This is a genomic window from Herpetosiphon geysericola (assembly GCF_001306135.1).
In the GTDB taxonomy this organism is placed as follows: domain Bacteria; phylum Chloroflexota; class Chloroflexia; order Chloroflexales; family Herpetosiphonaceae; genus Herpetosiphon; species Herpetosiphon geysericola.
In genome coordinates, this window is record NZ_LGKP01000002.1 from 43,943 (window position 1) to 64,912 (window position 20,970).

The window sequence follows — 20,970 nt, forward strand, 5'->3', positions numbered from 1 at the left end:
TCAACCACCACATATCACTTCCACACACTAGTTCGCACCTCTCACTGATTATTGTAGCAACTTCCTACGTAACTGCCTAGCACCCTTGTGTAACAATTAGGTAACAATTGGCTGATAAAGCGCTGATGTGCTGCTGAGAGTGCGCTTTTATAGCTAAAATAGCCCTATGCAACAATTTGGAGGTTTTGGGCTATGAGTGGTCGCATCCTGATTGTCGATGATGATCCAGCAATTTTAAGTGGCGTAAGCACCCTGTTGGAGCAAGCAGGCTATGAGATTGCTCAGGCTGCAAGTGTGGCCCAGGCGCGGGCCCAATTACAGGCATTTAATCCCCCAAGCTTAGTGATTCTCGATTTAATGTTGCCCGATGGCGATGGCTTTGAGTTGTGTCGCCAAATTCGCCAAAGCAGCCAATATTTGCCAATTTTGATGCTTTCGGCGCGTGATGAATTGCATGATCGGGTTGAAGGCTTGACAGTTGGCGCTGATGATTATTTAACTAAGCCGTTTGCCCCTGCTGAATTAGTGGCACGAGTACGAGCAATTTTGCGCTTGGCTCAACATCAACGCGAAACGCTTGGCGCATTGGAATGTGGCAAATTGCGCTTCGATTGCGAATTGCAGCGCGCCTGGTGGGATGAACAATTGCTTGAATTAACCCCCAAAGAAAGTGGTATTTTAGTACAATTAATGCGTCAGCCAAGCCATGTTTGGGGCCGTTTGGCCTTGTTGCAAACTGTTTGGGGCACCAACTTTTTGGGCGATTCACGGATTGTTGATGTATGTGTGCAACGCTTACGTGCTAAAATCAACCAACTTGATCCTAGTGCCGACCCAATTCAGACGGTGCGTGGGTTTGGCTATCGCTTGAAGTGTGAGCCATGATTGTTCTGCCGCTCAAAGCTATGATTTTTGGGATATTGCTGCTGCTGTGGCTGGTTGCCAGCCTTGGCTGGTGGTTGGGCCAGCGTGGCAAGCGCCCAATTATTCAACATAGTGCTGATCCGATTTTGCGCCAGCAAATTGCCCAACATCGGGCTTTTATTGGCACGCTTTCGCATGAATTGCGCACGCCGTTGACCGCGCTTTTAGCTCATACCGCAATTGTGCGCAACCAACAAAGCGAGCAAACGGTGCGCGACCATTCGTTGCTGACGTTGGAACGCGAAGCCCAACGCATGGCGCGCTTGGTACGCGATCTCTTAGAATTGCATCGCTTAGAATTGAGCGACGAATTGCCGTTAGTGCCGGTCAATGTGGCGCTGCTGGCCGAAGAAGCGATTGCTAGTATTTGGGTGATGGCCGATGAAGCACAAATCGAATTGCAATTTGAGGCCGACCCAACCCACAAGCGCGTTTTGGCCCATCCTGATCGCTTAAAACAAGTTTGGTTGAATCTGCTAATCAATTGTTTACGTTATTGTCGAGCTGGCGATCGGGTGTTGGTGCGCGTAGAGGCCAGCGAGCAAGGGTTGCGTTGTAGTGTTGAAGATAGCGGGCCGGGGATCGCCGCCGCTGATTTGCCGCATGTAACTGAGCCATTGTATCGTGGCGTGCTGGATAATCAAGGCAGCGGCTTGGGCTTGAGCTTGGTCAAACAGATTTTGGCCCGCCATCATAGCAGCTTGCAGCTTGAAAGCAGCACCAGCCCGCCGACTGGCACCCATGTATGGTGGATTTTGCCCTATGACTAAATGGCGTTGGCTTAGCCTACTCGTTCTTGGTTCAATCATCTACTGGCTGTTGCCAATTGACGGTAATTTAGTGCTTCAGACCAACCAACAGGCTGGCTGGCCGCAAATTTGGTTCGAGCGCGATGCCGAAAATCAGCAATGGGTCTATGTGCGCGATAACCAGCCTTGGGTGTATGTGGCCCTAACGCTTGATGGCGCGACCTTGAGCCGCGACCAACAATTTGCCACTGGCAGCGACCCATGGACATGGCGTTGGAACACAACAGGCAATTTGACCCAAGCTGATATTCGTTTTTACCACGATTGTGATCGTGGTTGCCAAGAGCGTGGTAGTTTGATGCTTGGCCAGCCTGCGCCAACCCCGATGCCACGCCAAAGCACCTTGCTTGGCGCTGTGTTCGCCAATCCTGAGCGCGATTGGCATGGCCGCGCTGCTTGGACGATTGAATTGGCCTATGCGTTGCGGGCCGATGAAAGCCAATGGAGCATCGATGCCTTGGCCTCGCGGGTGGCGGCGGCGCATAAAGCTGGCTTGCGGGTGATTATTCGGGTTGCCTACGACCAAGGCCAAAGTTTGCCGCCGAATGATGATGAAACTGCCTTGGCGATCTTTTTGCGTTTTTGCCAGCGCTTGGCTCATGATCAACGCTTGCAGGCGGTTTATGGCTATAGCATTGGCAATGGCTACAATAGCATTGGCGAAAATACCCTGACCCAAGAACCATTAACTCCTGCTTGGGTTGCGCGCATGCTGGTTGGTTATGGAGTTGCAGTTGAGCGCCACGATAATGTGATTGAAACCATGCGCGGCTTGAATCCGCAGCTCAAATTGTTGGTCGGGCCAGTGCGGCCTTGGAGCAACGATGCTGATGGCGCTTGGGCCGATCCGCTGAATCAACCATGGCTTAATTATTTTAATAGTTTGTTGCTATTGCTGGATCAAACGATTCGTTTGAAGCATGCGCAGCAAATTAATGTTGCCCCCGATGGCTTTGCCGTGAGTACCTTTGGCTGGCCAGAACAGAGCGCCGACCCTGCCCAAGAGCCATTACGCGATCTGTATCGGGAGCAATCGGGCAAGGCCCAGCGTGGGTTTCGGGTCTATCGCGATTGGCTGGCGATTATCAATCGTTATCCAAGTATGGCCAATCGTCCGGTGTATATCACGGCTACCAACACGTTTCACCCTGAGCAAGGCCAAACGCCGCTGGAGAATTATCCCCAAGGGTGGCTGCGCAATGCGCTGCGCGAAGTGAGTGGCAACCCGCAGGTGCAGGCCTTATGTTGGTTTGTTGATCAGCCATTTGGCCAACAATGGCGCGAATGGAGCCTGAGCGAGCCGCAAGGCAAAATGCATGAAGCCGCTCAGGAGTTTGATCAGCTGTTGCGCTAGGTTTGTGGCTCGATGCTAATTTCGGTATAGACTGAGTTGGCCAGAAAGCATTTGTCGTGGGCTTGATGATGGAAGTGCTCGATTTGCTCGGCACTGGGTGCTGGCTCGACCCAGGTTATGCTTGGGCGCAAGGTTACGTTGCGCATAACAATTTTGCCAGCACTATTTTTGCCCATTTTGCCGAGGGCCTGATCGGCATAGTGCTCGACGACAAAGCCTGCTTCGGCCACGATTGATAAAAACCAGAGCATATGACAGCTTGATAAGGCTGCCACAAAGGCTTCCTCAGGATCAACTGCCTGTTCGTCAGAGTAGGGCAGAGGCACAACATGTGGCGATGAAGAGCCTGGCACAACCTGGCCGCCATCGAAAATCCAACGATGAGCGCGGCTATACTTGCCGTCGCTAAATAAAGCCGCCTTGCGCTCCCATTCGAGGGTAACTGTGTAGCCTGCCATTGTTTAACTCCTCAACTATGATCCACGAAGGGTGATGGGCTATAGGCTGTAGGATAGCTGAAACCGCGAAGCACGCGAAGGACGCGAAGGCTGATTTTTAGCCACAGATTGCACTGATTTGTTTGATTTGGTTCTTCTTAGCCACGAATTCCACGAATTCCACGAATGATCACTATTCATCCTTCATAATTCATCCCTCATCCTTTGTTTCTCTGCGCCTCTGCGTTAATGAATTGATCCACGAAGGACACGAAGATGAGGTTATTGATTTCATCCCTCATCCCTCATCCTTCGCTCTACAACGTTTCAATCAAGCGGGCCAATAAGGCAGCGCGGGGGGCGAATTGACTGATTGAAAGCCATTCGTCGAAGCTATGCGAATCGCTGCCCCAGCCGCCAAGCCCATCGAGGGTTGGCACGCCAATCGCCGAGGTAAAATTGCCATCCGAGCCGCCGCCTGTGCCACTGGCTTTAATCGGCAAATTGAGTTGCTTGGCAATTTGTTCGGCAGCAGCATATAAGGCCATCGTCGCAGGCGTTGGTTCCATGGCTGGGCGATTTACGCCGCCTTCCAAGCTCAATTTGGCTCCAGCAAGCCGCGGCGCTAATTGATGTAATGCTTGATCGACCCGTTCGGCCTCGCCAACTTTGCGTGCGCGCACGTCGATTGTGCAGTGGGCTTCGGCGGCTACCACATTGGCAGCAGTGCCCCCGCTAATTTTGCCAATATTGATCGTTGTGCCAATTTCGGGCCGCGCTAAAGGCAAAATCTGACCAATTTGGTAGCTTAATTCATGAATTGCGCTAATGCCAAGCTCTGGGGCAACGCCTGCGTGTGATGGCTTGCCAGTAATTACTAAATCATACATGCTGACACTTTTGCGCCATGTTTTGAGCCAGCCACCTTCTTCTGCCGATTCGATAATCAGCGCAGCGCGACAGCCACGGGCCTGTTCTTCAATATAGCGCCGCGAGGTTGGGCTACCAATTTCTTCATCGGTGGTAATTAAGAATTTCAAGGGGCGGCTAGTCCAGCGTCCAAAATGGCGTAAGGCTTGCAAGGCAGCGCAGGTCAGCAAAATACAGCCCTTCATATCGCTCACGCCTGGCCCGCGCACAACATCACCATCAATTCGGAAGGGAAACTCATCGATCGTGCCTGGGGGATAAACAGTATCAACATGGCCGACAATCAGGATTGGCTCGCCCTCGCCTGGCCAGCTGGCCAACAAATGGTCGGCTTGGGGTTTGCCATTGTATTTGCGCACACTTGCGCCAAGTTTGCTCAAGCGCTCGCCAACCACATTGACCATCCAAGAAACCGCCGTAATATCACGGGTAAACGACTCAATTTCGATCCATTGACGCATTTCATCCAACAGATCCGGTAGGCAAGCATCAAGATAGGTTAAAAGCTGACGAGGCATGGTCTTCCTCCATCACTAAGCAGTTATAGCTGTATTGTACCGCAGCCATTGCGCAAGCCTGTCTTGCATCAGGCTAACGAGCGTGCTATGCTGCATTTTGGTCGTTGCTAGGAGGTGGGTATGTCCCAAATGGAGTTCCTCCGTCGAGTGCCCCTATTTGCAGACCTTTCGCTCGAAGGCTTGCAAATGCTCGACGGTCAGGCCCGAATTCGTGGCTTGCCAGCAGATGCGTGGTTGTTTCACCAGCGTGATCGTGGCGATGCCTGTTATGTGGTGGTGAGTGGCACCTTGCGTTTAGTGCTCGAGCAAGGTAGTTCTGAGGAAACGACCCTTGGTTTGTTAGGGGTTGGGGCATTTTTCGGCGAGCTGAGCTTATTGGAGCCTGATGGCACGCGGGCTGCTGGCGCAATTGCGGTTGTCCAAAGCGAGGTTTTGGAGATTCCGATTGCGGCATTTGAAACCTTGTTGCATACCTACCCCGCGATTGCCTACAATATGTTGCGGCGGGTTGCGGCCCATGTGCGCCGCTCCGATGAACGACGTTTGGAAGATTTGCGGCATAAGAATCGGCTGTTAACTGATGCCTACACTGCCTTGGAGCAAGCCCAAGCAGAGGCTTTGCGCCGTGCTCGCGCTGCCCGCGAATTGGAGTTGGGCCGCGAATTGCAACGCCGCTTGATTCCTACCACTTTTCCAAGCGTGCATGGCGTGGTGATTGCCGCCGCGACCTTCCCTGCCTACGAGATGAGCGGCGATTTCTACGAGGTTCGCCAACTCAGCGAGCATATGCTTTCGATTATGATGGCCGATGTTTGCGATAAAGGTGCGGGCGCTGCCTTGGTAATGGCGATGGCCAAAGGCTTGTTGCTAGGTATGGATCAGCGCGATCCGCTGGCCTTGGTCGAACGCTTCAATCAATTGATTCGCACGACCAATCTTGATGCAGCAGTGATTACTATGGTCTATTCGCATTTAGATTTGGCGCGACGCCGCTTTACCTATGTGCGGGCTGGCCACGATTGGCCATTGCATTATCGGGCCAAGCAAGGGCGGGTTGCCATGCTTGAGGGTGGCGGTATGCCCGTCGGCATCACCGAAGAAGCCTTTTTCGAGGAGATGCACACCGATTTAGAGCCAGGCGATGCCTTGGTGTTTTATACCGATGGCTTGTGCGATGCGCGCAATTTTGCTGGCGATACGTATGGCCGCGAACGCTTGATTTCAGCAGTTCAAGCCTATGGACGCTTACCAGCCCATGGCCTTGCAGATGCCATCCTTGGCGATGTGCGCGCCTTCCAAAGTGGCACGCCGCCGATCGACGATTTGACCTTGTTGGTCGTCAAGTTCAATCCTGAACCAAGCTAAGCTTCATCAACATAAGCGAATATCGTTATAATGCAAGCATATTCTTTGCCAAAACGATGGTGTGAAAACGCTATCATGGCGATATTGCGGAGATACCATGCGATTTGTAACGCTCAAAACAGCGGTTGGGCCGCGCCCAGGCATTGTGCTCGGTGATCGGGTGATGTTGCTCGATGGCTATCAATCCCTCCAAGCCTTGATCGAGGCTGGTGATGCTGGCTTAGAAATCGTCAAAGCAGCCTTGCCTGAATATCAAAGCCGGGCAGGGATTCAGCTCAATCTTGATCAATTATTAGCTCCGTTGCCGCGCCCATTGAAAAATGTGTTTTGTGTTGGCTTGAACTATGCTGCCCACGCCCGCGAATCGTTGCAAGCCAAAGGCCTCGAAGTTAAAATGCCTGAACATCCGGTCTTTTTTACCAAACCACCAACCGCGATTAATAGCCCAACCGGCGAAATTGTGATCGATCCAGCGGTTTCCGAACGGATTGATTGGGAAGTTGAGTTGGGGGTGATCATCGGCAAAGCTGGCAAAAACATTAGCCGCGAGCAAGCCATGGAGCATGTTTGGGGCTATACTGTGATTAACGATATTTCGGCCCGCGATTTGCAAACTCGCCACCAGCAATTTTTCAAAGGCAAAGCGCTCGATGGCTCATGCCCAATGGGGCCGTGGATTATTACCAAGAGCGAGTTGACCGACCCGCATAATTTGGTTGTGCGCTTACGGGTTAATGGCGAGATCAAGCAAGAATCCAATACCAACGATCTTATTTTTGATATTCCAACCTTAATTAGCGTGCTCTCGCAAGGCATGACCCTTGAACCAGGCGATATTATTGCAACTGGCACGCCTGCTGGCGTGGGCTTTGCCCGTACCCCGCAAGAATTTTTGCGCCCAGGCGATTTGCTCGAAACTGAAGTTGAAGGCATTGGCATGCTGCGCAATCCAGTTGTCGCTGGCTAATTTTTCACCAAAACAGCATTCTGACAAAAGTGTATTATTTGAAGAATGCTGTTTTTTATTGCCCGCATAAGTTATTTAATTGTAGTTGAATTAATCGAAATCTCCATCTAGCTAGCTAAATTCAACCGATTAATCGAGCGCCAATTTGAATATATATCGGCTTATCGCGATAAGACAATAGTTAATAAATTTGACAAATAGCCTAAATCTTTTTATATTAAGCTTATTAACAAATCCTCTCAATTCCCCTCAGTGTTGTGTGGAACTCACCTCAGGAGGTTAAAGCATGGTTCGATCCCGTTGGCTCTTTGCTTTACTTGCGATTACCGTTTTATTATCGGTAATTGGGGCTAAGGTACCGTTCACTGCTGCGCAAAATCAAGCCAGCACGTCCGACCGACCGTTGGCATTGGCTCAAGGCTTGAAAGATTTGGCGACTGTAGCCCAGATTGCGGTGCCAGAACTTGATGTAGCCAAAGAGCGTTCAGATGCCGCCAAGCGCCCAAGCAATAGCCCAATGCGTTTTGCCAAAGATTACCAAACCTCGCTTGATCTCAAGCAGGTCTCAACGATCGAAGTTGTTGGCAATCGCACGGTAGCGCGCTTGCGGGTTAGCGCTCCCAAAGCCTTGTCGATCAACCTTGGCTATACGCGCTACAACTTGCCCAAGAGCGGCCAATTGTTTATGTACAGCCCTGATTATCGCTCAGTTATTGGGCCATATGGTGCTGCTGATAACGAAGTTCATGGCCAACTGTGGACGCCAATTGTCGCTGGCGATGAAATTATCATCGAATATAGCGCTGATAGTGGCGAGTTTGCCACAGCCGATCTTATCCTGAGTGCAATCAACCGTGGCTTTAGTGGCTTCGGGGTTCCGCGTGATCTTTTAGTTGATAAATCAGGTTCATGTAATGTCGACGTTATTTGTCCAGAAGGCGACGACTGGCGCGCAGAAATCAATGCAGTTGCTGCCTACACCCTCGAAGGGATCGATACCTGTACTGGATCGTTGGTCAATAACACTGCCCAAGACCAAAAACCATACTTTTTGACCGCCAACCACTGTGGGATTGATCCAAGCAATGCTGCTTCGATGGTGACATATTGGAATTACGAATCAACCTTGTGTCGCACGGTTGGCTCGGCTGAAAATGGCACGCCATTGCCCAAGCCCAACACAACCATGACTGGGGCAATCTTACGGGCTGAATATGCCCCATCAGACTTTGCCTTGGTTGAGCTTGATGATGAAATTCCAACCGAATATTCACCATACTGGACTGGCTGGAATGCCCAAAGCGGCGATTTCGCCAGCGTTGTGGCGATTCACCACCCTGGCGTTGAAGAAAAACGGATCAGCTTCGAAAACCAAACAACCCAAACCACTGGCTACGGTGGGGAAACTGTTCCAGGCGATGGGACGCACATTCGGGTTGTTGACTGGGATTTAGGCACGACTGAAGGTGGTTCATCGGGGTCGCCATTGTACGATCCAAACCATCGCGTGGTTGGCCAACTCCATGGCGGCGGCGCTGCCTGTGGTAACGATGAATCTGACTGGTATGGTCGGATTTCAGTTTCGTGGAATGGTGGCGGTACCAGTGCAACGCGCTTGAAGGATTGGCTTGACCCAACCAACTCAGGTTCGTTGGTGCTTGATGGCAATGGTGGTACCCCTGCGTTCACCATGAATCTCAACCCTGCGAGCTTGGCAGTTTGTGCTCCAGCCTCGGGCCAAACCACGGTTAACTTAAATTGGATCTCAGGGTTTAGCGAGCCAGTAAACCTTTCTGCAAGCAACTTGCCTGCTGGGGCAACCGCAACCTTTAATCCAAACCCAGTGATTTCACCAACCTTGAGCAGCCAACTAACCATTGGGAATGTAAGTGCTGCTGCGGCTGGCGATTACACGGTTGTGGTGCATGCCGATAGCGCGAGCATTACCCGCACCGCCGACTTGGATCTCAGCGTCTCAGCTGGTATTCCAAGCGCAGCCCCAACCTTGACTGCACCAGCCAACAATGCTAGCGATGTCAGCGATACCCCAACCTTCAGTTGGACAAACGCTAGCGGAGCAGATAGCTATGTGCTCGAAATTGCCAGCGATGCGAATTTCAGCAATTTGGTTTACACGGCTACGACCGAGTTGACCAGCTTGACCAGCGCTCCTTTGAGCACCAACACCAAACACTACTGGCGCGTGCGCGCTGCCAATGCATGTGGAGTTAGCGCCAATAGCACAACCTTCAGCTTTACCACTGAAGCAGCACCTGGCGATTGTTCAATTGGCACCGAAACCGTGGTTACCTTTGAAGAAGATTTCGAAACCAATCCAAATTGGACCCACGGTGGCACTGGTGATACCTGGGCACATGGTGCATTTGGCTACGGTGGCACCTCAGGGATGAAGGCAATCGATCCTACTTCGGCCTCTGATCAATGGCTGACTACGCCAGCAATTAGCTTGACCGAAGGTCTGACCCATACCCTGCAATTCTGGAACTCACAAACGATTGAAGATCGCGCAGCTGGCGGCTGTTATGATGGCGCGTTGATTGAAGTATCAACCGATGGTGGCTCAGCATGGCAGCAAATTCCTAATGCAGCCTTGTTGACCGACCCATACGATGGCGCAATCACCGCCTCGTCGAACCCACTCAATGGCCGCGATGCCTGGTGTGGCGACCCACAAGACTGGTTGAAGAGCGTGGTTGATTTGTCAGCCTACAACGGCGAAACGGTCATGTTCCGCTTCCGCCTTAGCTCAGACAGCTCAGTTGGTCGCCCTGATGGTTGGAAGATCGATAATGTCAGCGTGAAGGCTTGTAGCGAAGAAACTGTGCCAGAAGGCCCAGCCTTGGTCTACTTGCCAGCAGTGATGAAGAACTAAAGCTCTGCGCTGAATAGCACAAAGCCCCGCCCTTGGTTTGCATCAAGGGCGGGGCTTTTTTTGCCAAATCTATTGGTTTTCGAGGGCAATCACTTTATCCAAGCGGCGGGTAAAGCGCGCTTCGTTGTGGAAATTAGCACTCAAAAAGGCTTGAACAATTTCATCGGCCAAGGCTGGGCCAATGACGCGCCCGCCCAAACAGAGCACATTTAAATCATCGTGCTCAACGCCTTGATGCGCCGAGTAGGTGTCGTGGCATAAGCAAGCCCGAACCCCTTTGATTTTGTTGGCAGCAACGGTCACGCCAACACCACTGCCGCAAATCGCAATCCCACGTTCAGCTTGGCCGCTGACCACCGCATTGCCCACCGCAGCCGCAAAATCAGGGTAATCGACTGAGGCTGGCGAATCGGTGCCAAAATCGAGCACTTCATGGCCCAGCCGCTGCACAGCCTCAATTACTGATTGCTTCAAGATCAAGCCACCATGATCGGTTCCTACCGCAATTTTCATGATTTTATCCTTTCAACAGCACAACGCGAAGCACGAATTGCTCGTACTTCGCGTCATATGCTCAATCAAGCACCGATTACCCAGCCAACAAGGCCTTGGCGCGGGCAATCAGGTTTTCAGCGGTAAAGCCAAATTCCTTCATCAAAATATTAATTGGCGCTGATGCACCGAAGTGATCAATCCCAATAATATCGCCTTCAGTGCCAACATATTTGTACCACGTGACTGGATGGGCTGCTTCAATCGCAATCCGTTTGGTCACAGCCTTGGGCAGCACGCTTTCGCGATATTCTGCCGACTGCGCATCAAACAAGAAGGTTGATGGCATGCTGACGACGCGGACTTTAACTCCTTCGCTGCTCAATTGCTCGTAGGCTGCGACTGCATGTTGCAATTCCGAGCCGGTAGCAATAATGATCAGTTCTGGTTGACCATCGCTATCAGCCAACACATAGCCACCTTGGGCCACGCCTTCTGCCGAAGCGTAGCGGCTCCGATCAAGGGTTGGCAAGTTTTGGCGGGTCAAGGCCAGCAAGGTTGGGCCTTTGTGGGTGACGGCTACCCGCCAAGCTTGGCTGGTTTCGTTGGCATCACCAGGTCGCATCACATTCAAATTGGGGATAATCCGCAACGATGGAATGTGTTCAATTGGCTGGTGGGTTGGGCCATCTTCGCCAACCCCAATGCTATCGTGGGTAAAGACTTGAATTGTGCGAATGCCCATCAAGGCTGCCAAGCGAATCGAGGCCCGACAATAATCGCTGAACACCAAGAAGGTTGCGCCGTAGGGAATCGTGCCGCCATGCAAGGCCATGCCGTTGACGGCTGCGACCATCGCATGTTCGCGAATCCCCCAGTGCATGTTGCGGCCTTGGGGCGTTGCTGGTTGGAACGATTCTGCATGCTCAATCAAGGTAAAGGTCGATTCGGCCAAATCTGCCGAGCCGCCAATTAAGGCCGGAATTTGTTCGGCCAAGGCGTTGAGCGCTGCTTCTGATGATTTACGGGTTGCCACGCCTTTGGCATCAGCTTCCCACACTGGCAACTTGCTATCCCAACCATCTGGTAATTCACCAGCCATACGTTGCTTGAAGTCGGCAGCCTTTGCTGGCTGCGCCGCAGCATAACGGTCGAACAATTCGTTCCATGCTTGCTCAGCGGCAGCGCCCTTGGTTAAGGCCTCGCGGAAGTGCGCCGACACTTCTTCGGGAATGTAGAAGGTTGGTTCGAGCGGCCAGCCGAGGGCTTCTTTGGTCAATTTAACTTCATCGGGGCCGAGTGGTGCACCGTGAGCTTTGGCCGTGCCAGCCCGATTGGGCGAGCCGAAGCCAATCACGGTATGAGCCACGATCAATGATGGCTGGTCGGTCACTGCTTTGGCGGCGGTCAAGGCTGCATCAACTTGCTCGGTATTAAGCCCGTCGATCTCTTGCACATGCCAGCCATAGGCGCGGAAACGAGCTGGCACATCTTCGGTGAAGGCAATTGAGGTGTCGCCTTCAATCGAAATTTCATTATCATCGTAGAGATAAACCAACTCGCCCAATTTGAGGTGGCCTGCCAACGAAGCAGCTTCGGCGCTAATGCCCTCTTCCAAATCGCCATCGGAGACAATCGCATAAATATGGTGCTTGACGATTTCGAGATCTGGTTGATTGAACGTGCCAGCCAAATGGCGGGCAGCAATTGCCATGCCCACACCAGTTGCAAAGCCTTGACCAAGCGGACCAGTGGTGGTTTCGATCCCAGCTGCATAGCCATATTCTGGGTGACCAGCAGTTTTGCTATGCCATTGGCGGAAATTCTTCAAATCATCGAGCGTCATGTCACTGTAGCCCGTGAGATGTAATAAACTATACAACAGCATTGAGCCATGGCCCGCCGACAGCACAAAGCGGTCGCGGTCAGCCCAAGCTGGATTAGCCGGATTATGTTTGAGGTGTCGGGTCCACAGCACATAAGCCATGGCCGCAGCCCCCATTGGTAAACCTGGGTGGCCCGAATTAGCCGCTTGCACACCATCAACCGCCAACATGCGGATTGTATTGATGGCCAGTTCATCGAGTGTATGTGCTTGAGTCACAAATCCTCCTGCGGTGATGTATCAGTTCCAACTGTCAATTATAGCAGAGGCCGATCCATTGTAATTCTATGGTACACTCATAATTGCAACTGCTTGGTTGTCCTTCTCACGCCTCAGGGCATGCAGCTATTCACCAGCGTGCAAGGCTAGGAGCGCAAATATGAATTTAACCCAACAAATTCTTGAATTATATGTTGAAGTCCAACAGCGCCAACGCCAGCGCTTATTGATTCGCGCCGCTTGGATAGCTTTGGCAGTCTTATGCCTTGGCCTAATTGGCCGAAACTGGCTAGCTTGGCCGCTCTCGTGGCCAATTTTGGGCTTAATTGTGATCTTGGTGGCTGCCTTGGGCGGAGTCTATGCCTGGAAATCAATTCTTGCCCCAGCTGAATTTGTGCAAATGCTCGATCAGCAATATCAATTAAATGCCCAATTGAGCACTGCCAGCGAGTTTCAAGATCAGCGTGGTGGCTTTCACGCAGTGAATGTTGAACGCGCCAAGCGGCGTTTGCCCAGCGTTGCCCGCGATACCACTGCCCGCGTGCTGGCGCCAATTGCGCTTGAATGGCAAAGTTTGGGCTTGGCTGCGGTGTTAGCCACGGGCTTGGTTGTTTTGGGCCAAATTAATGCTGGCTTGCCTGCCCCTACCACCGAGCCATTGCGCGAGTTGGCGAGTTTAACCACAACTGAACCGCCGCAACAGCCTGCCACTGAGCAAGATCCTGCTGCTGATCCTAATCAGCCAGTGGGCAATCAGCCTGATCAACAACCAGAAATCAGCCCCGAAGGCCAAGAAATAGCCGATGCCTTGGCTGATGGCTTAAGTGATAATGGCGCAACACGAGCCGCAGCCGATGCTTTGCGTCGGGGCGATGTGCCACAAGCTGCCGAAGAATTGGCCAAACTTGCCGATCAAGCTGATCAGCTATCGCCGCAAACCCGCAACGAAATTGCTGATGGCCTTGAACAGGCCGCTGAGCAATTGCAAGATCAGCCGGAAGTGGCCGAACGCTTGCGTAGCGATGCTGATCAACTGCGTGGCAACCCGCAAAATGCTGCCGATGCGCTCGAAGATTTGGCCCAGCTGACCGATCAGCTTGATAATGCTCAACCTGATTTGGCCAATGGCGAGCAGAATGGCCAAGCTGGCAGCGAGCCACAAGCTGGCAACCAGCCGCAGCAAGCTCAGCCAGGCGCAAATCAAAATGGCCAGCCAAGTAACAATGGCGCTGGCAATTCTGGCACTGGCAGCCGTTCATCGCCGCCCCCAAGCGATGCGCTTGGCCCCGATGTAAGCTTGCCGGAAGCGCCTGCTGCTGGCGAAACGACTCCAGGAACTGGCGGCGATACCTCCATCACCTTGCCTGGTGGCGAGGGCACTGGTGGCGGCAATGCTGGCGGTAGCGGTGGCAGTGTGCCCGATGACCTTAGCGATCCATCTAATATTCCTGCGGAGCTACGCGATGCGATTCAAGACTACTTCGGGCGCTAGTGGCGACCTGTTTAACCCTGAGTTTTTAGCGCGCATCGAGCGGCTTGCTTTGCGTTCACGGCGCACTTTACGCGGCGGTTTAAGTGGCGAACATGCCTCGCGCCGACGTTTGCCAGCCCCAACATTTAGCGATCATCGTGCCTATAGCCCGGGCGACGACCTTCGCCACGTCGATTGGTTTGCCTATGCACGCCATGAAGATTTGCATGTAAAACTTGGCGAAACCGAACAAGATATCAATATTACAATTGCTTTGGATTGCTCGGCCTCGTTGGATTGGGGCCAAGGCGAGCTGCACAAAGGTCGCTATGCCCTGCGCTTGGCGGCAATGCTCGGCTATCTCGGCCTTACCTCAAACGATCAAACCACAATTTGGCCGTTTACCAGCAAATTGATCAAGCCGTTTGGGCCGGCGGTTAGTCGGGCACGCGGCCCCGATTTGCTGCGCTATTTAAGTAATTTGAATTGGGCCGAACAAACCTCATTTACCCCGATTACCCAAGCAGTTCGTCGCAGTTCTGGCGGCATGCTTTTAATTATTTCCGATTTATGGACAAGTGATTTAGAGCCGTTGCTACGGGCTGCTGCCCCGCCAGTCTGGCAAGTTGTGGTGCTGCACCTGCTGCATCCCGAAGAAATTAAGCCTACGCTAAGCGGCCCAGTTGAATTTGAAGATAGCGAAACTGGTCAAGTGTTGGCGCTTGAGCTTGATCAACAAACTCAAAAAGATTATCGCGAAAAATTGGTGCGTTGGGTGCGCATGCACGAGCAAATGTGTCAGCGCTATGGGGCGACCTATGCTGGCATTCGCAGCGATCGCCCGCTTGAGCAAAGCATTCTGCCCTTCCTGCGGCGGCGCGGCATTATTGGCCTCTAAAGTCAGAAGTCAAAAGTCAGAAGTCAAAAATTTAACGCAGAGGCGTAGAGAAATCAGGGCTATTGGCTATTGGCTTTGGGCTATTAGATTATTCAATCTGAGCCAATCTGTGGCTCAAAAAATGATCGTTCATGGAATTCGTGGAATTCGTGGCTAAAAAATCAGCCTTCGTGCTCTTCGTGGTTACGGTACTTCGTGCTCTTCGTGGATCAAAAACGCTAATCTAGCCTAGATCGGCTATTGCTTCTTGTGCTCGAAAAAATTACTATCAAACTGGAGCATATGGTTGTTGCTGATTCAGCTGCTGCTCCATATTAGGAGGATGGTATGAATTTGATCGAACGCACAGGCGCTATCGTTGTGATAGGGCTGATCGGACTGTTCATCGTCGGAACGTTGCTTGCACCGAATCATGCCACTTCAGCAACCACAAGCAGCCTTGCCCAATCGTTTGGCGGCCCAACCGCAACTCTAGGGCCAGAACCTACCCTCCAATCGCCTGCCAACGAAGCTATTCTGCCCCAGCCAGTTGCCCCCAACAAATGGACGTTTAATTGGCAAGGCCCGCGCTGTGGTCATACGATCCATCTCGATGGGCCTGGCGATCGGAATTATGTTTTCACTGGGGTTATGGGTCAAGGCCAAGCAATCGTCCCGTTTACCTACAGTTATACCCAAACTCAAGCGCTGCCAGCCGATGCCCTTGCGCCATGGTATTGGCATGTTGAGTATGATTGCAGCACCTACCAAGGCCAAAGTATCACCCGCACCTTCTCAGTTGTGCCTGCCAATTTCGTCTTTTTGCCCTATACAACCCAGTAATTATGAGGGATGAAGGATGAAGGATGAGGCATGAAGGTGAAGAGCAGCGGCCCATAGCACCTGTGGCTCTAGGCTGAAGCCTTTGAGCTATAGTTCAGAGGGTTCAGGTGCTAGGGATCAGGGGTCAGATTTACGTAATTATGAGAGATGAATTATCGAAACTACGAATTGCAAGAAGCACAGCTTTAACCCCAAATTATTAGGATGTGATTCATGTGCGCGTCATCCTAATAATCTATGCCAAAAAACGTAGCCTTCGTGTTCTTCGCGTTCTTTGCGGTTTCTGTAGCTCATCCCTCATAATTCATCCTTCATAATGTGCTTTACGCTTCGGGCGCAAAGACCTTGATTGGCTGATAGCCAGTTTCGCTCAACAACGCAATCGCCACTAATTGGCCAGCTTGATCAAGCAAGCCTACTCGTTCGGCAGTGCTCGCAACCTGCACAACCCGCCCCATGCGCACATCGGCGATAACCGCCTCAGGCAGCGAGATTAAAGGCCAGTTGGCAATCGCTGCCTGTGGTGGCAACAAGGCCGCCGCCAAAACCTCAGGTTGTTGATCAAGATCAGCCAATGCAATGCTTGTGCTCAAATCAAAGGCTCCTGCTCTGGTGCGCCGCAAGGCAGTTAGGTGCGCACCACAACCAAGCAAGGCCCCAATATCGCGGGCCAAGGCGCGAATATAGGTGCCTTTGCTGCAATCGACTGCGATCGTTAATTGCTGCGCATCCCAAGCCAACAAATCAAGCTGCTCGATTGTGATTGGGCGGGCGGGCAACTCGATATGCGTGCCTTCGCGAGCATACTCATACATGCGTTTGCCATCGACCCGAATTGCTGCATATTGTGGCGGCACTTGTTCGATTGCGCCGCGAAATTGGCTCAAGACGTGTTCAATCAAGCCTGGTTCAAGCGCAGGAACCGCCGATTCAGCAATCACGTTGCCTTCTGCATCGTCGCTATCAGTGGTGATGCCAAGCCGCAATGTTGCAGTATAGGCTTTGCGATCTTCCTCTTGTAGATATTCGAGCAGACGGGTGGCATTGCCCAAAGCAATTGGCAGCACGCCTGTGGCCATTGGGTCGAGCGTGCCACCATGGCCCACCCGTTTCATGCGTGCAGTTCGTTTGACCACCCGCACCACATCGGTTGAGGTCATGCCTTGGGGCTTATCGATGTTTAAAAATCCATGCAGCATACGCAAAAATGGCTCGCTCATCTACGAGCCAGCACCTTTCTATCAATTAGGCCAAGGCTACCCGTAATGTGCTTAGCACCAAATCTCGGGCTTCGTCCAAGCCAAGCTGCAAAGTTGCGCCAGCAGCTTCGCGATGGCCGCCACCACCCAAGCTATGGGCCACACTGCCAACATCAATCCCAGGCTGCGAGCGCATGCTGATTTTCACCGTGCCATCACGCCGCTCTTTAAACAGCACATAGGCTTTGGCTGTGGCAACGCGGCTGAGATAGGCTGTAATTTCATCGCCAGCCTCATCATCTGCGCCAGTGCCTTGTTGCATGGCTTGGGTAAATTCAGTCCAGATAATATCGCCTTCGTCGTGCATGCGCTCAATTGCCATGCCCAAAGCTTTGGCATGGGCAAACGGCTTGCCATACATCATCGAGCGCATAACCTCGTTTAAGCGCCCGCCGAGCGCCAATAAATCGGCGGCAACCCGCAAGGTGCGCGGGCTGGTATGCGAGGTTTGGAAGCTTTGGGTATCAGTCACCAAGCCCATCAACAAGGCGGTTGCGGTTTCTGCATCAATTGCTTGGTTCCACGCTTGGGCCAGCAAGCCCAAAATTTCGCAGGTTGCGGCGGCTTCGGTCATCACCAAGTTTAAAAAGCCTTCGCCGCTATTGGTGGCATGATGATCAATCACCAACAATGGGCGTTGAGCCAAATAGGCCCGTTCAGCGCTAAAAATTGGCTCAATCCGCGAGATGCTGCCAGTATCGACCAACACCACTAAATCAACATCGGCGGGCAAACTTGCCCCTTGGCTATAAACCCCAACCTCTGGCGCATCGGGCAAAACCACCGCCAAACTTGGCAGTTCGGTTGGCAAAACCATAGTTACCCGACAACCCATCGCCCGTAAAATGCGGGTTAGCCCAATACTTGAGCCAACTGCATCTCCATCGGGATTGATATGCGAGGTAACCAAAATATGGCGTGCGGCGGTCATGGCATCACGCAGGGCCGGAGCCGCTTGTTGAATAGTGGTATACAGCATCGTGGTATTCCTTATTCGTCGTCTAGTTTTGGGGGATTAACCCGCCGTTCTTCGTCCACTTGGTTGAACAGCGCATCCATATGTTGGCGCGTATCAATCGTCACGTCAAGATGGAAATGCAACTCTGGCACAGCCCGTAACTTCATTTGCTGGCCAAGCTCACGCCGCAAAAAGCCTTTGGCCCGATCAAGGGTTGCAATCGAATCTTTGCGCGCTGCATCATCGCCCATTACGCTGACGTTGATATTGGCATGATACAAATCTGGGCTAACATTTACGCTGGTCAGGGTCACAAAGCCCAAGCGTGGGTCTTGAATTTCAAATTGAATCGCGTTGCTCAAAATTACTTTAATTTCTTCGGCAACCTGTTCAACTCGTTTATTTTTTGCCATAACAGTCACTCCCACAGGATTCATAATGCAGAATGGAGACAAACACACCTGTTCCAAACAACAGATCTATTTGTCTCCACTCTAACGGTTAATCAGCGCTTACGAGGTGCGAATAATCTTTTCTTTGCGATAGAATTCCATCGTATCGCCAGCTTCGATGTCGTTGAAGCCATCGACCTGCATCCCACACTCGTAGCCAGAAAGCACTTCGCGCACGTCGTCTTTGAAACGGCGCAGCGAGCCAATCCGACCGTCGTGTAACACAACCCCTGAGCGCAAAACGCGAACCAATGAGTTGCGGGTAACTTTGCCGTCGATCATCATCAAGCCAGCCACAACCTCGCGTGATGGCAAGCGGAAGGTATTGCGCACTTCTGCAAAGCCATCGGTCACTTCCTTGATCTCAGGATCGAGCATCCCGATCATGGCCTTGTTCAGGTCTTCGATCAATTGGTAAATGATGTTGTAGAAGCGAATATCAATTCCGTTTGCTTCGGCGCTGCGGCGGGCAGCAGCATCAGGGCGGGCATTGAAGCCAATGATAATCGCGTGCGATGCCACGGCCAAGCTTACGTCCGACTCGCTGATTGTGCCCGTGCCACGGTGCAAAATCTTGATTTGAATCTCGCTTTGTTTCTCGTTCAACTGCGCCAACGAGTGTTCGATGGCTCCAATTGAGCCTTGTACGTCGGCTTTGAGAATAATGTTAAGATCTTTGATTTTGCCTGCTTGAATTTGTTTGTACACTTCATCAAGCGTGGTTGCTTTGCCAAGCTGGTTGGCCATATGCTCCATCTGGCGTTGGCGTTGGCGCACCGTTGCCACTTCACGGGCAATCCGTGGATCATCGAGCACTTGCAAAATATCGCCAGCTTGTGGCACTTCTGAAAGCCCAATGATCGAGACTGGTGTGGCTGGCTCGGCAATCCGAATCCGGCGGCCAATATCGGTAAACATGGCCCGAATTTTGCCGTGCGTTGCGCCGACCACCACAATATCATCTTGACGTAACGTGCCATTTTGGATCAACACGGTTGCGACTGGGCCACGACCCTTGTCGAGTTCAGCTTCGACGATTGTGCCGATGGCTGGTTTATCGGGGTTGGCCTTCAATTCTTGCAAATCGGCGACCAACAACACCATATCGAGCAAGCCATCGATGTTTTTCTTGTGCTTAGCCGAAATTTCGACATCAGGAACGTCGCCGCCCCAGCTTTCAGTCGCAATCCCTTCGACAGCTAATTGTTGGCGCACGCGGTCGGGGTTGGCCCCAGGCACGTCGATTTTGTTAATCGCCACAATCATTGGCACGCCAGCAGCCTTAACGTGAGCAATTGCTTCTGCCGTTTGCGGCATCACGCCGTCGTCTGCTGCAACCACCAAAATAACAATATCGGTGACGGTTGCTCCACGGGCACGCATGGCGGTAAACGCTTCGTGGCCTGGAGTATCCAAGAACGAAATTTTGCGGCCATGGATTTCAACTTGGTAGGCCCCAATGTGTTGGGTAATCCCGCCTGCTTCGCCTTCAGCAACCCGCGTTGAGCGCACTGCATCGAGCAATTTGGTTTTACCGTGGTCAACGTGACCCATGATTGTGACAACTGGTGGGCGAGTTTTGAGATTTTCGGCGGTTTCTGCGCGCAGTGCATCGCCAATATCATCGACCAAGCCAGCCATGCGTTCGGGCACATGTTCACTGGTTTCAATATCAAATTCTGCGGCAATCACAGCGGCAGTTTCATAATCAAGCTGTTGATTGATATTGGCCAAAATGCCTTGCTTGAGCATTTCTTTGATAATATCAGCTGCGCCAACACTCAGCGCTTCAGATAGTTCACGCACAGTCATAACGGGGCCAAGTTCAACTGGGCCGCGTGGGCGCGCAGGCGCAACTGGGCGAGCCATCATTGGTGTGCCACGGCCACGACCACCTTGTTGATTGTTGTTTTGGCCGCGTCCGCCGCTGCCGCGTGGTGGAACGCCACCGCTGCCACGAGGTGGAACACCGCCACCACCGCCGCCGCGATTGCCACCAGGGCCACCGCTACTCCGGTTTTGGTTATTGTTGTTGCGGTTTCCGCCGCCGCCGCCGCCGCCACCTGTGCGGTTACGGTCGTCTTCGCCGCTACGGGTAGGGCGTGCGCCACCAGGCGATTGAGGTCGATTGCGGTTACCACCGCCGCCGCCACGGTTGCCACCACCGCCACCGCCGCCGCCACGGTTGCCACCGCTGCCGCCGCTGCTAGCAGATAATGATTTGCGATTGTTTGCGCGATCACTTACGCCATCGCGGGTATTTTTTTGAGAAACTGGCATCTATAGTCCTCCTAATGCCCAACACGAAACTTGTGTT

General features: G+C 52.4%; 17 protein-coding genes. 9 read left to right on the forward strand and 8 right to left on the reverse strand.

Features of this window, described 5'->3' with window-relative positions; translation table 11 throughout:
• The first annotated feature begins 192 nt into the window (after window positions 1-192).
• The 3 genes from SE18_RS00145 to SE18_RS00155 are packed head-to-tail and all read left to right on the forward strand — an operon-like array spanning window position 193 to window position 3,087.
• Window positions 193-885, forward strand: a complete 693-nt coding sequence (locus tag SE18_RS00145; protein WP_054532388.1) for a response regulator transcription factor — start codon at window positions 193-195, stop codon at window positions 883-885.
• Entirely contained in the window at window positions 882-1,694 is an 813-nt protein-coding gene (locus SE18_RS00150) for a sensor histidine kinase (RefSeq protein WP_054532389.1), read from the forward strand. The genes SE18_RS00145 and SE18_RS00150 overlap by 4 nt, the downstream gene beginning before the upstream one ends.
• Complete coding sequence (locus SE18_RS00155) at window positions 1,687-3,087, forward strand: hypothetical protein (protein ID WP_054532390.1); 1,401 nt, start codon at window positions 1,687-1,689, stop codon at window positions 3,085-3,087. The genes SE18_RS00150 and SE18_RS00155 overlap by 8 nt, the downstream gene beginning before the upstream one ends.
• Here the strand turns inward: SE18_RS00155 and SE18_RS00160 are convergent.
• Together SE18_RS00160 and SE18_RS00165 are read right to left on the reverse strand one after the other, a co-directional pair.
• Window positions 3,084-3,545 (reverse strand): OsmC family protein, encoded by a 462-nt coding sequence (locus tag SE18_RS00160; protein WP_054532391.1) that lies wholly within the window; start codon window positions 3,543-3,545, stop codon window positions 3,084-3,086. The two genes, SE18_RS00155 and SE18_RS00160, sit on opposite strands and share 4 nt — an antisense overlap.
• Window positions 3,546-3,841: 296 nt before the next feature.
• Window positions 3,842-4,972: a M20 family metallopeptidase gene (locus tag SE18_RS00165; protein WP_054532392.1), complete on the reverse strand. Its 1,131-nt coding sequence runs from the start codon at window positions 4,970-4,972 to the stop codon at window positions 3,842-3,844.
• Between the two features lie 120 nt (window positions 4,973-5,092).
• Between SE18_RS00165 and SE18_RS00170 the strand changes: the two genes are divergently transcribed.
• From SE18_RS00170 to SE18_RS00180, 3 genes are all read left to right on the forward strand, one after another.
• Complete coding sequence (locus tag SE18_RS00170) at window positions 5,093-6,337, forward strand: PP2C family protein-serine/threonine phosphatase (RefSeq protein WP_083469615.1); 1,245 nt, start codon at window positions 5,093-5,095, stop codon at window positions 6,335-6,337.
• Window positions 6,338-6,434: 97 nt separating this feature from the next.
• Window positions 6,435-7,304 carry a fumarylacetoacetate hydrolase family protein gene (locus SE18_RS00175; protein WP_054532394.1) on the forward strand — a complete coding sequence of 290 codons (870 nt, stop codon included), beginning with the start codon at window positions 6,435-6,437 and terminating at the stop codon, window positions 7,302-7,304.
• Window positions 7,305-7,590: 286 nt separating this feature from the next.
• Window positions 7,591-10,197, forward strand: coding sequence for a choice-of-anchor J domain-containing protein (locus tag SE18_RS00180; RefSeq protein ID WP_054532395.1), 2,607 nt, complete (start codon window positions 7,591-7,593; stop codon window positions 10,195-10,197).
• Window positions 10,198-10,266: 69 nt separating this feature from the next.
• On the opposite strand, the gene rpiB is transcribed toward SE18_RS00180, so the two are convergent.
• Entirely contained in the window at window positions 10,267-10,710 is a 444-nt protein-coding gene (gene rpiB / locus SE18_RS00185) for a ribose 5-phosphate isomerase B (protein ID WP_054532396.1), read from the reverse strand.
• Window positions 10,711-10,786: 76 nt separating this feature from the next.
• A complete protein-coding gene (gene tkt / locus SE18_RS00190) occupies window positions 10,787-12,793 on the reverse strand; it encodes a transketolase (protein ID WP_083469616.1) in 2,007 nt (668 codons plus the stop codon).
• Window positions 12,794-12,953: 160 nt separating this feature from the next.
• On the opposite strand from tkt, the gene SE18_RS00195 reads away from it, so the two are divergent.
• From SE18_RS00195 to SE18_RS00205, 3 genes are all read left to right on the forward strand, one after another.
• Entirely contained in the window at window positions 12,954-14,285 is a 1,332-nt protein-coding gene (locus SE18_RS00195) for a hypothetical protein (RefSeq protein WP_054532397.1), read from the forward strand.
• On the forward strand, window positions 14,257-15,162 hold the full coding sequence (locus tag SE18_RS00200) for a DUF58 domain-containing protein (protein WP_054532398.1): 906 nt from the start codon (window positions 14,257-14,259) through the stop codon (window positions 15,160-15,162). Before SE18_RS00195 ends, SE18_RS00200 begins: the two co-directional genes overlap by 29 nt.
• A 327-nt stretch (window positions 15,163-15,489) precedes the next feature.
• On the forward strand, window positions 15,490-15,984 hold the full coding sequence (locus tag SE18_RS00205) for a hypothetical protein (RefSeq protein WP_054532399.1): 495 nt from the start codon (window positions 15,490-15,492) through the stop codon (window positions 15,982-15,984).
• Window positions 15,985-16,307: 323 nt separating this feature from the next.
• Here SE18_RS00205 and truB read toward each other — a convergent pair whose 3' ends face one another.
• From truB to infB, 4 genes are all read right to left on the reverse strand, one after another.
• Window positions 16,308-17,204: a tRNA pseudouridine(55) synthase TruB gene (truB, locus tag SE18_RS00210; RefSeq protein WP_201783453.1), complete on the reverse strand. Its 897-nt coding sequence runs from the start codon at window positions 17,202-17,204 to the stop codon at window positions 16,308-16,310.
• 25 nt (window positions 17,205-17,229) lie between these two features.
• Complete coding sequence (locus SE18_RS00215; RefSeq protein WP_054532400.1) at window positions 17,230-18,222, reverse strand: DHH family phosphoesterase; 993 nt, start codon at window positions 18,220-18,222, stop codon at window positions 17,230-17,232.
• 11 nt (window positions 18,223-18,233) lie between these two features.
• Entirely contained in the window at window positions 18,234-18,614 is a 381-nt protein-coding gene (gene rbfA, locus SE18_RS00220) for a 30S ribosome-binding factor RbfA (protein ID WP_054532401.1), read from the reverse strand.
• Between the two features lie 99 nt (window positions 18,615-18,713).
• A complete protein-coding gene (gene infB / locus SE18_RS00225) occupies window positions 18,714-20,933 on the reverse strand; it encodes a translation initiation factor IF-2 (protein WP_083469619.1) in 2,220 nt (739 codons plus the stop codon).
• Window positions 20,934-20,970 lie beyond the last annotated feature (37 nt).

Excerpts from the sequence above, each read along its gene's own strand:
- SE18_RS00145 (WP_054532388.1), top strand. The coding sequence starts at position 193 with ATGAGTGGTCGCATCCTGATTGTCGATGATGATCCAGCAATTTTAAGT.
- SE18_RS00150 (WP_054532389.1), top strand. The coding sequence starts at position 882 with ATGATTGTTCTGCCGCTCAAAGCTATGATTTTTGGGATATTGCTGCTG.
- SE18_RS00155 (WP_054532390.1), top strand. The coding sequence starts at position 1,687 with ATGACTAAATGGCGTTGGCTTAGCCTACTCGTTCTTGGTTCAATCATC.
- SE18_RS00160 (WP_054532391.1), bottom strand. The coding sequence starts at position 3,545 with ATGGCAGGCTACACAGTTACCCTCGAATGGGAGCGCAAGGCGGCTTTA.
- SE18_RS00165 (WP_054532392.1), bottom strand. The coding sequence starts at position 4,972 with ATGCCTCGTCAGCTTTTAACCTATCTTGATGCTTGCCTACCGGATCTG.
- SE18_RS00170 (WP_083469615.1), top strand. The coding sequence starts at position 5,093 with ATGTCCCAAATGGAGTTCCTCCGTCGAGTGCCCCTATTTGCAGACCTT.
- SE18_RS00175 (WP_054532394.1), top strand. The coding sequence starts at position 6,435 with ATGCGATTTGTAACGCTCAAAACAGCGGTTGGGCCGCGCCCAGGCATT.
- SE18_RS00180 (WP_054532395.1), top strand. The coding sequence starts at position 7,591 with ATGGTTCGATCCCGTTGGCTCTTTGCTTTACTTGCGATTACCGTTTTA.
- rpiB (WP_054532396.1), bottom strand. The coding sequence starts at position 10,710 with ATGAAAATTGCGGTAGGAACCGATCATGGTGGCTTGATCTTGAAGCAA.
- SE18_RS00195 (WP_054532397.1), top strand. The coding sequence starts at position 12,954 with ATGAATTTAACCCAACAAATTCTTGAATTATATGTTGAAGTCCAACAG.
- SE18_RS00200 (WP_054532398.1), top strand. The coding sequence starts at position 14,257 with ATGCGATTCAAGACTACTTCGGGCGCTAGTGGCGACCTGTTTAACCCT.
- SE18_RS00205 (WP_054532399.1), top strand. The coding sequence starts at position 15,490 with ATGAATTTGATCGAACGCACAGGCGCTATCGTTGTGATAGGGCTGATC.
- truB (WP_201783453.1), bottom strand. The coding sequence starts at position 17,204 with ATGAGCGAGCCATTTTTGCGTATGCTGCATGGATTTTTAAACATCGAT.
- SE18_RS00215 (WP_054532400.1), bottom strand. The coding sequence starts at position 18,222 with ATGCTGTATACCACTATTCAACAAGCGGCTCCGGCCCTGCGTGATGCC.
- rbfA (WP_054532401.1), bottom strand. The coding sequence starts at position 18,614 with ATGGCAAAAAATAAACGAGTTGAACAGGTTGCCGAAGAAATTAAAGTA.
- infB (WP_083469619.1), bottom strand. The coding sequence starts at position 20,933 with ATGCCAGTTTCTCAAAAAAATACCCGCGATGGCGTAAGTGATCGCGCA.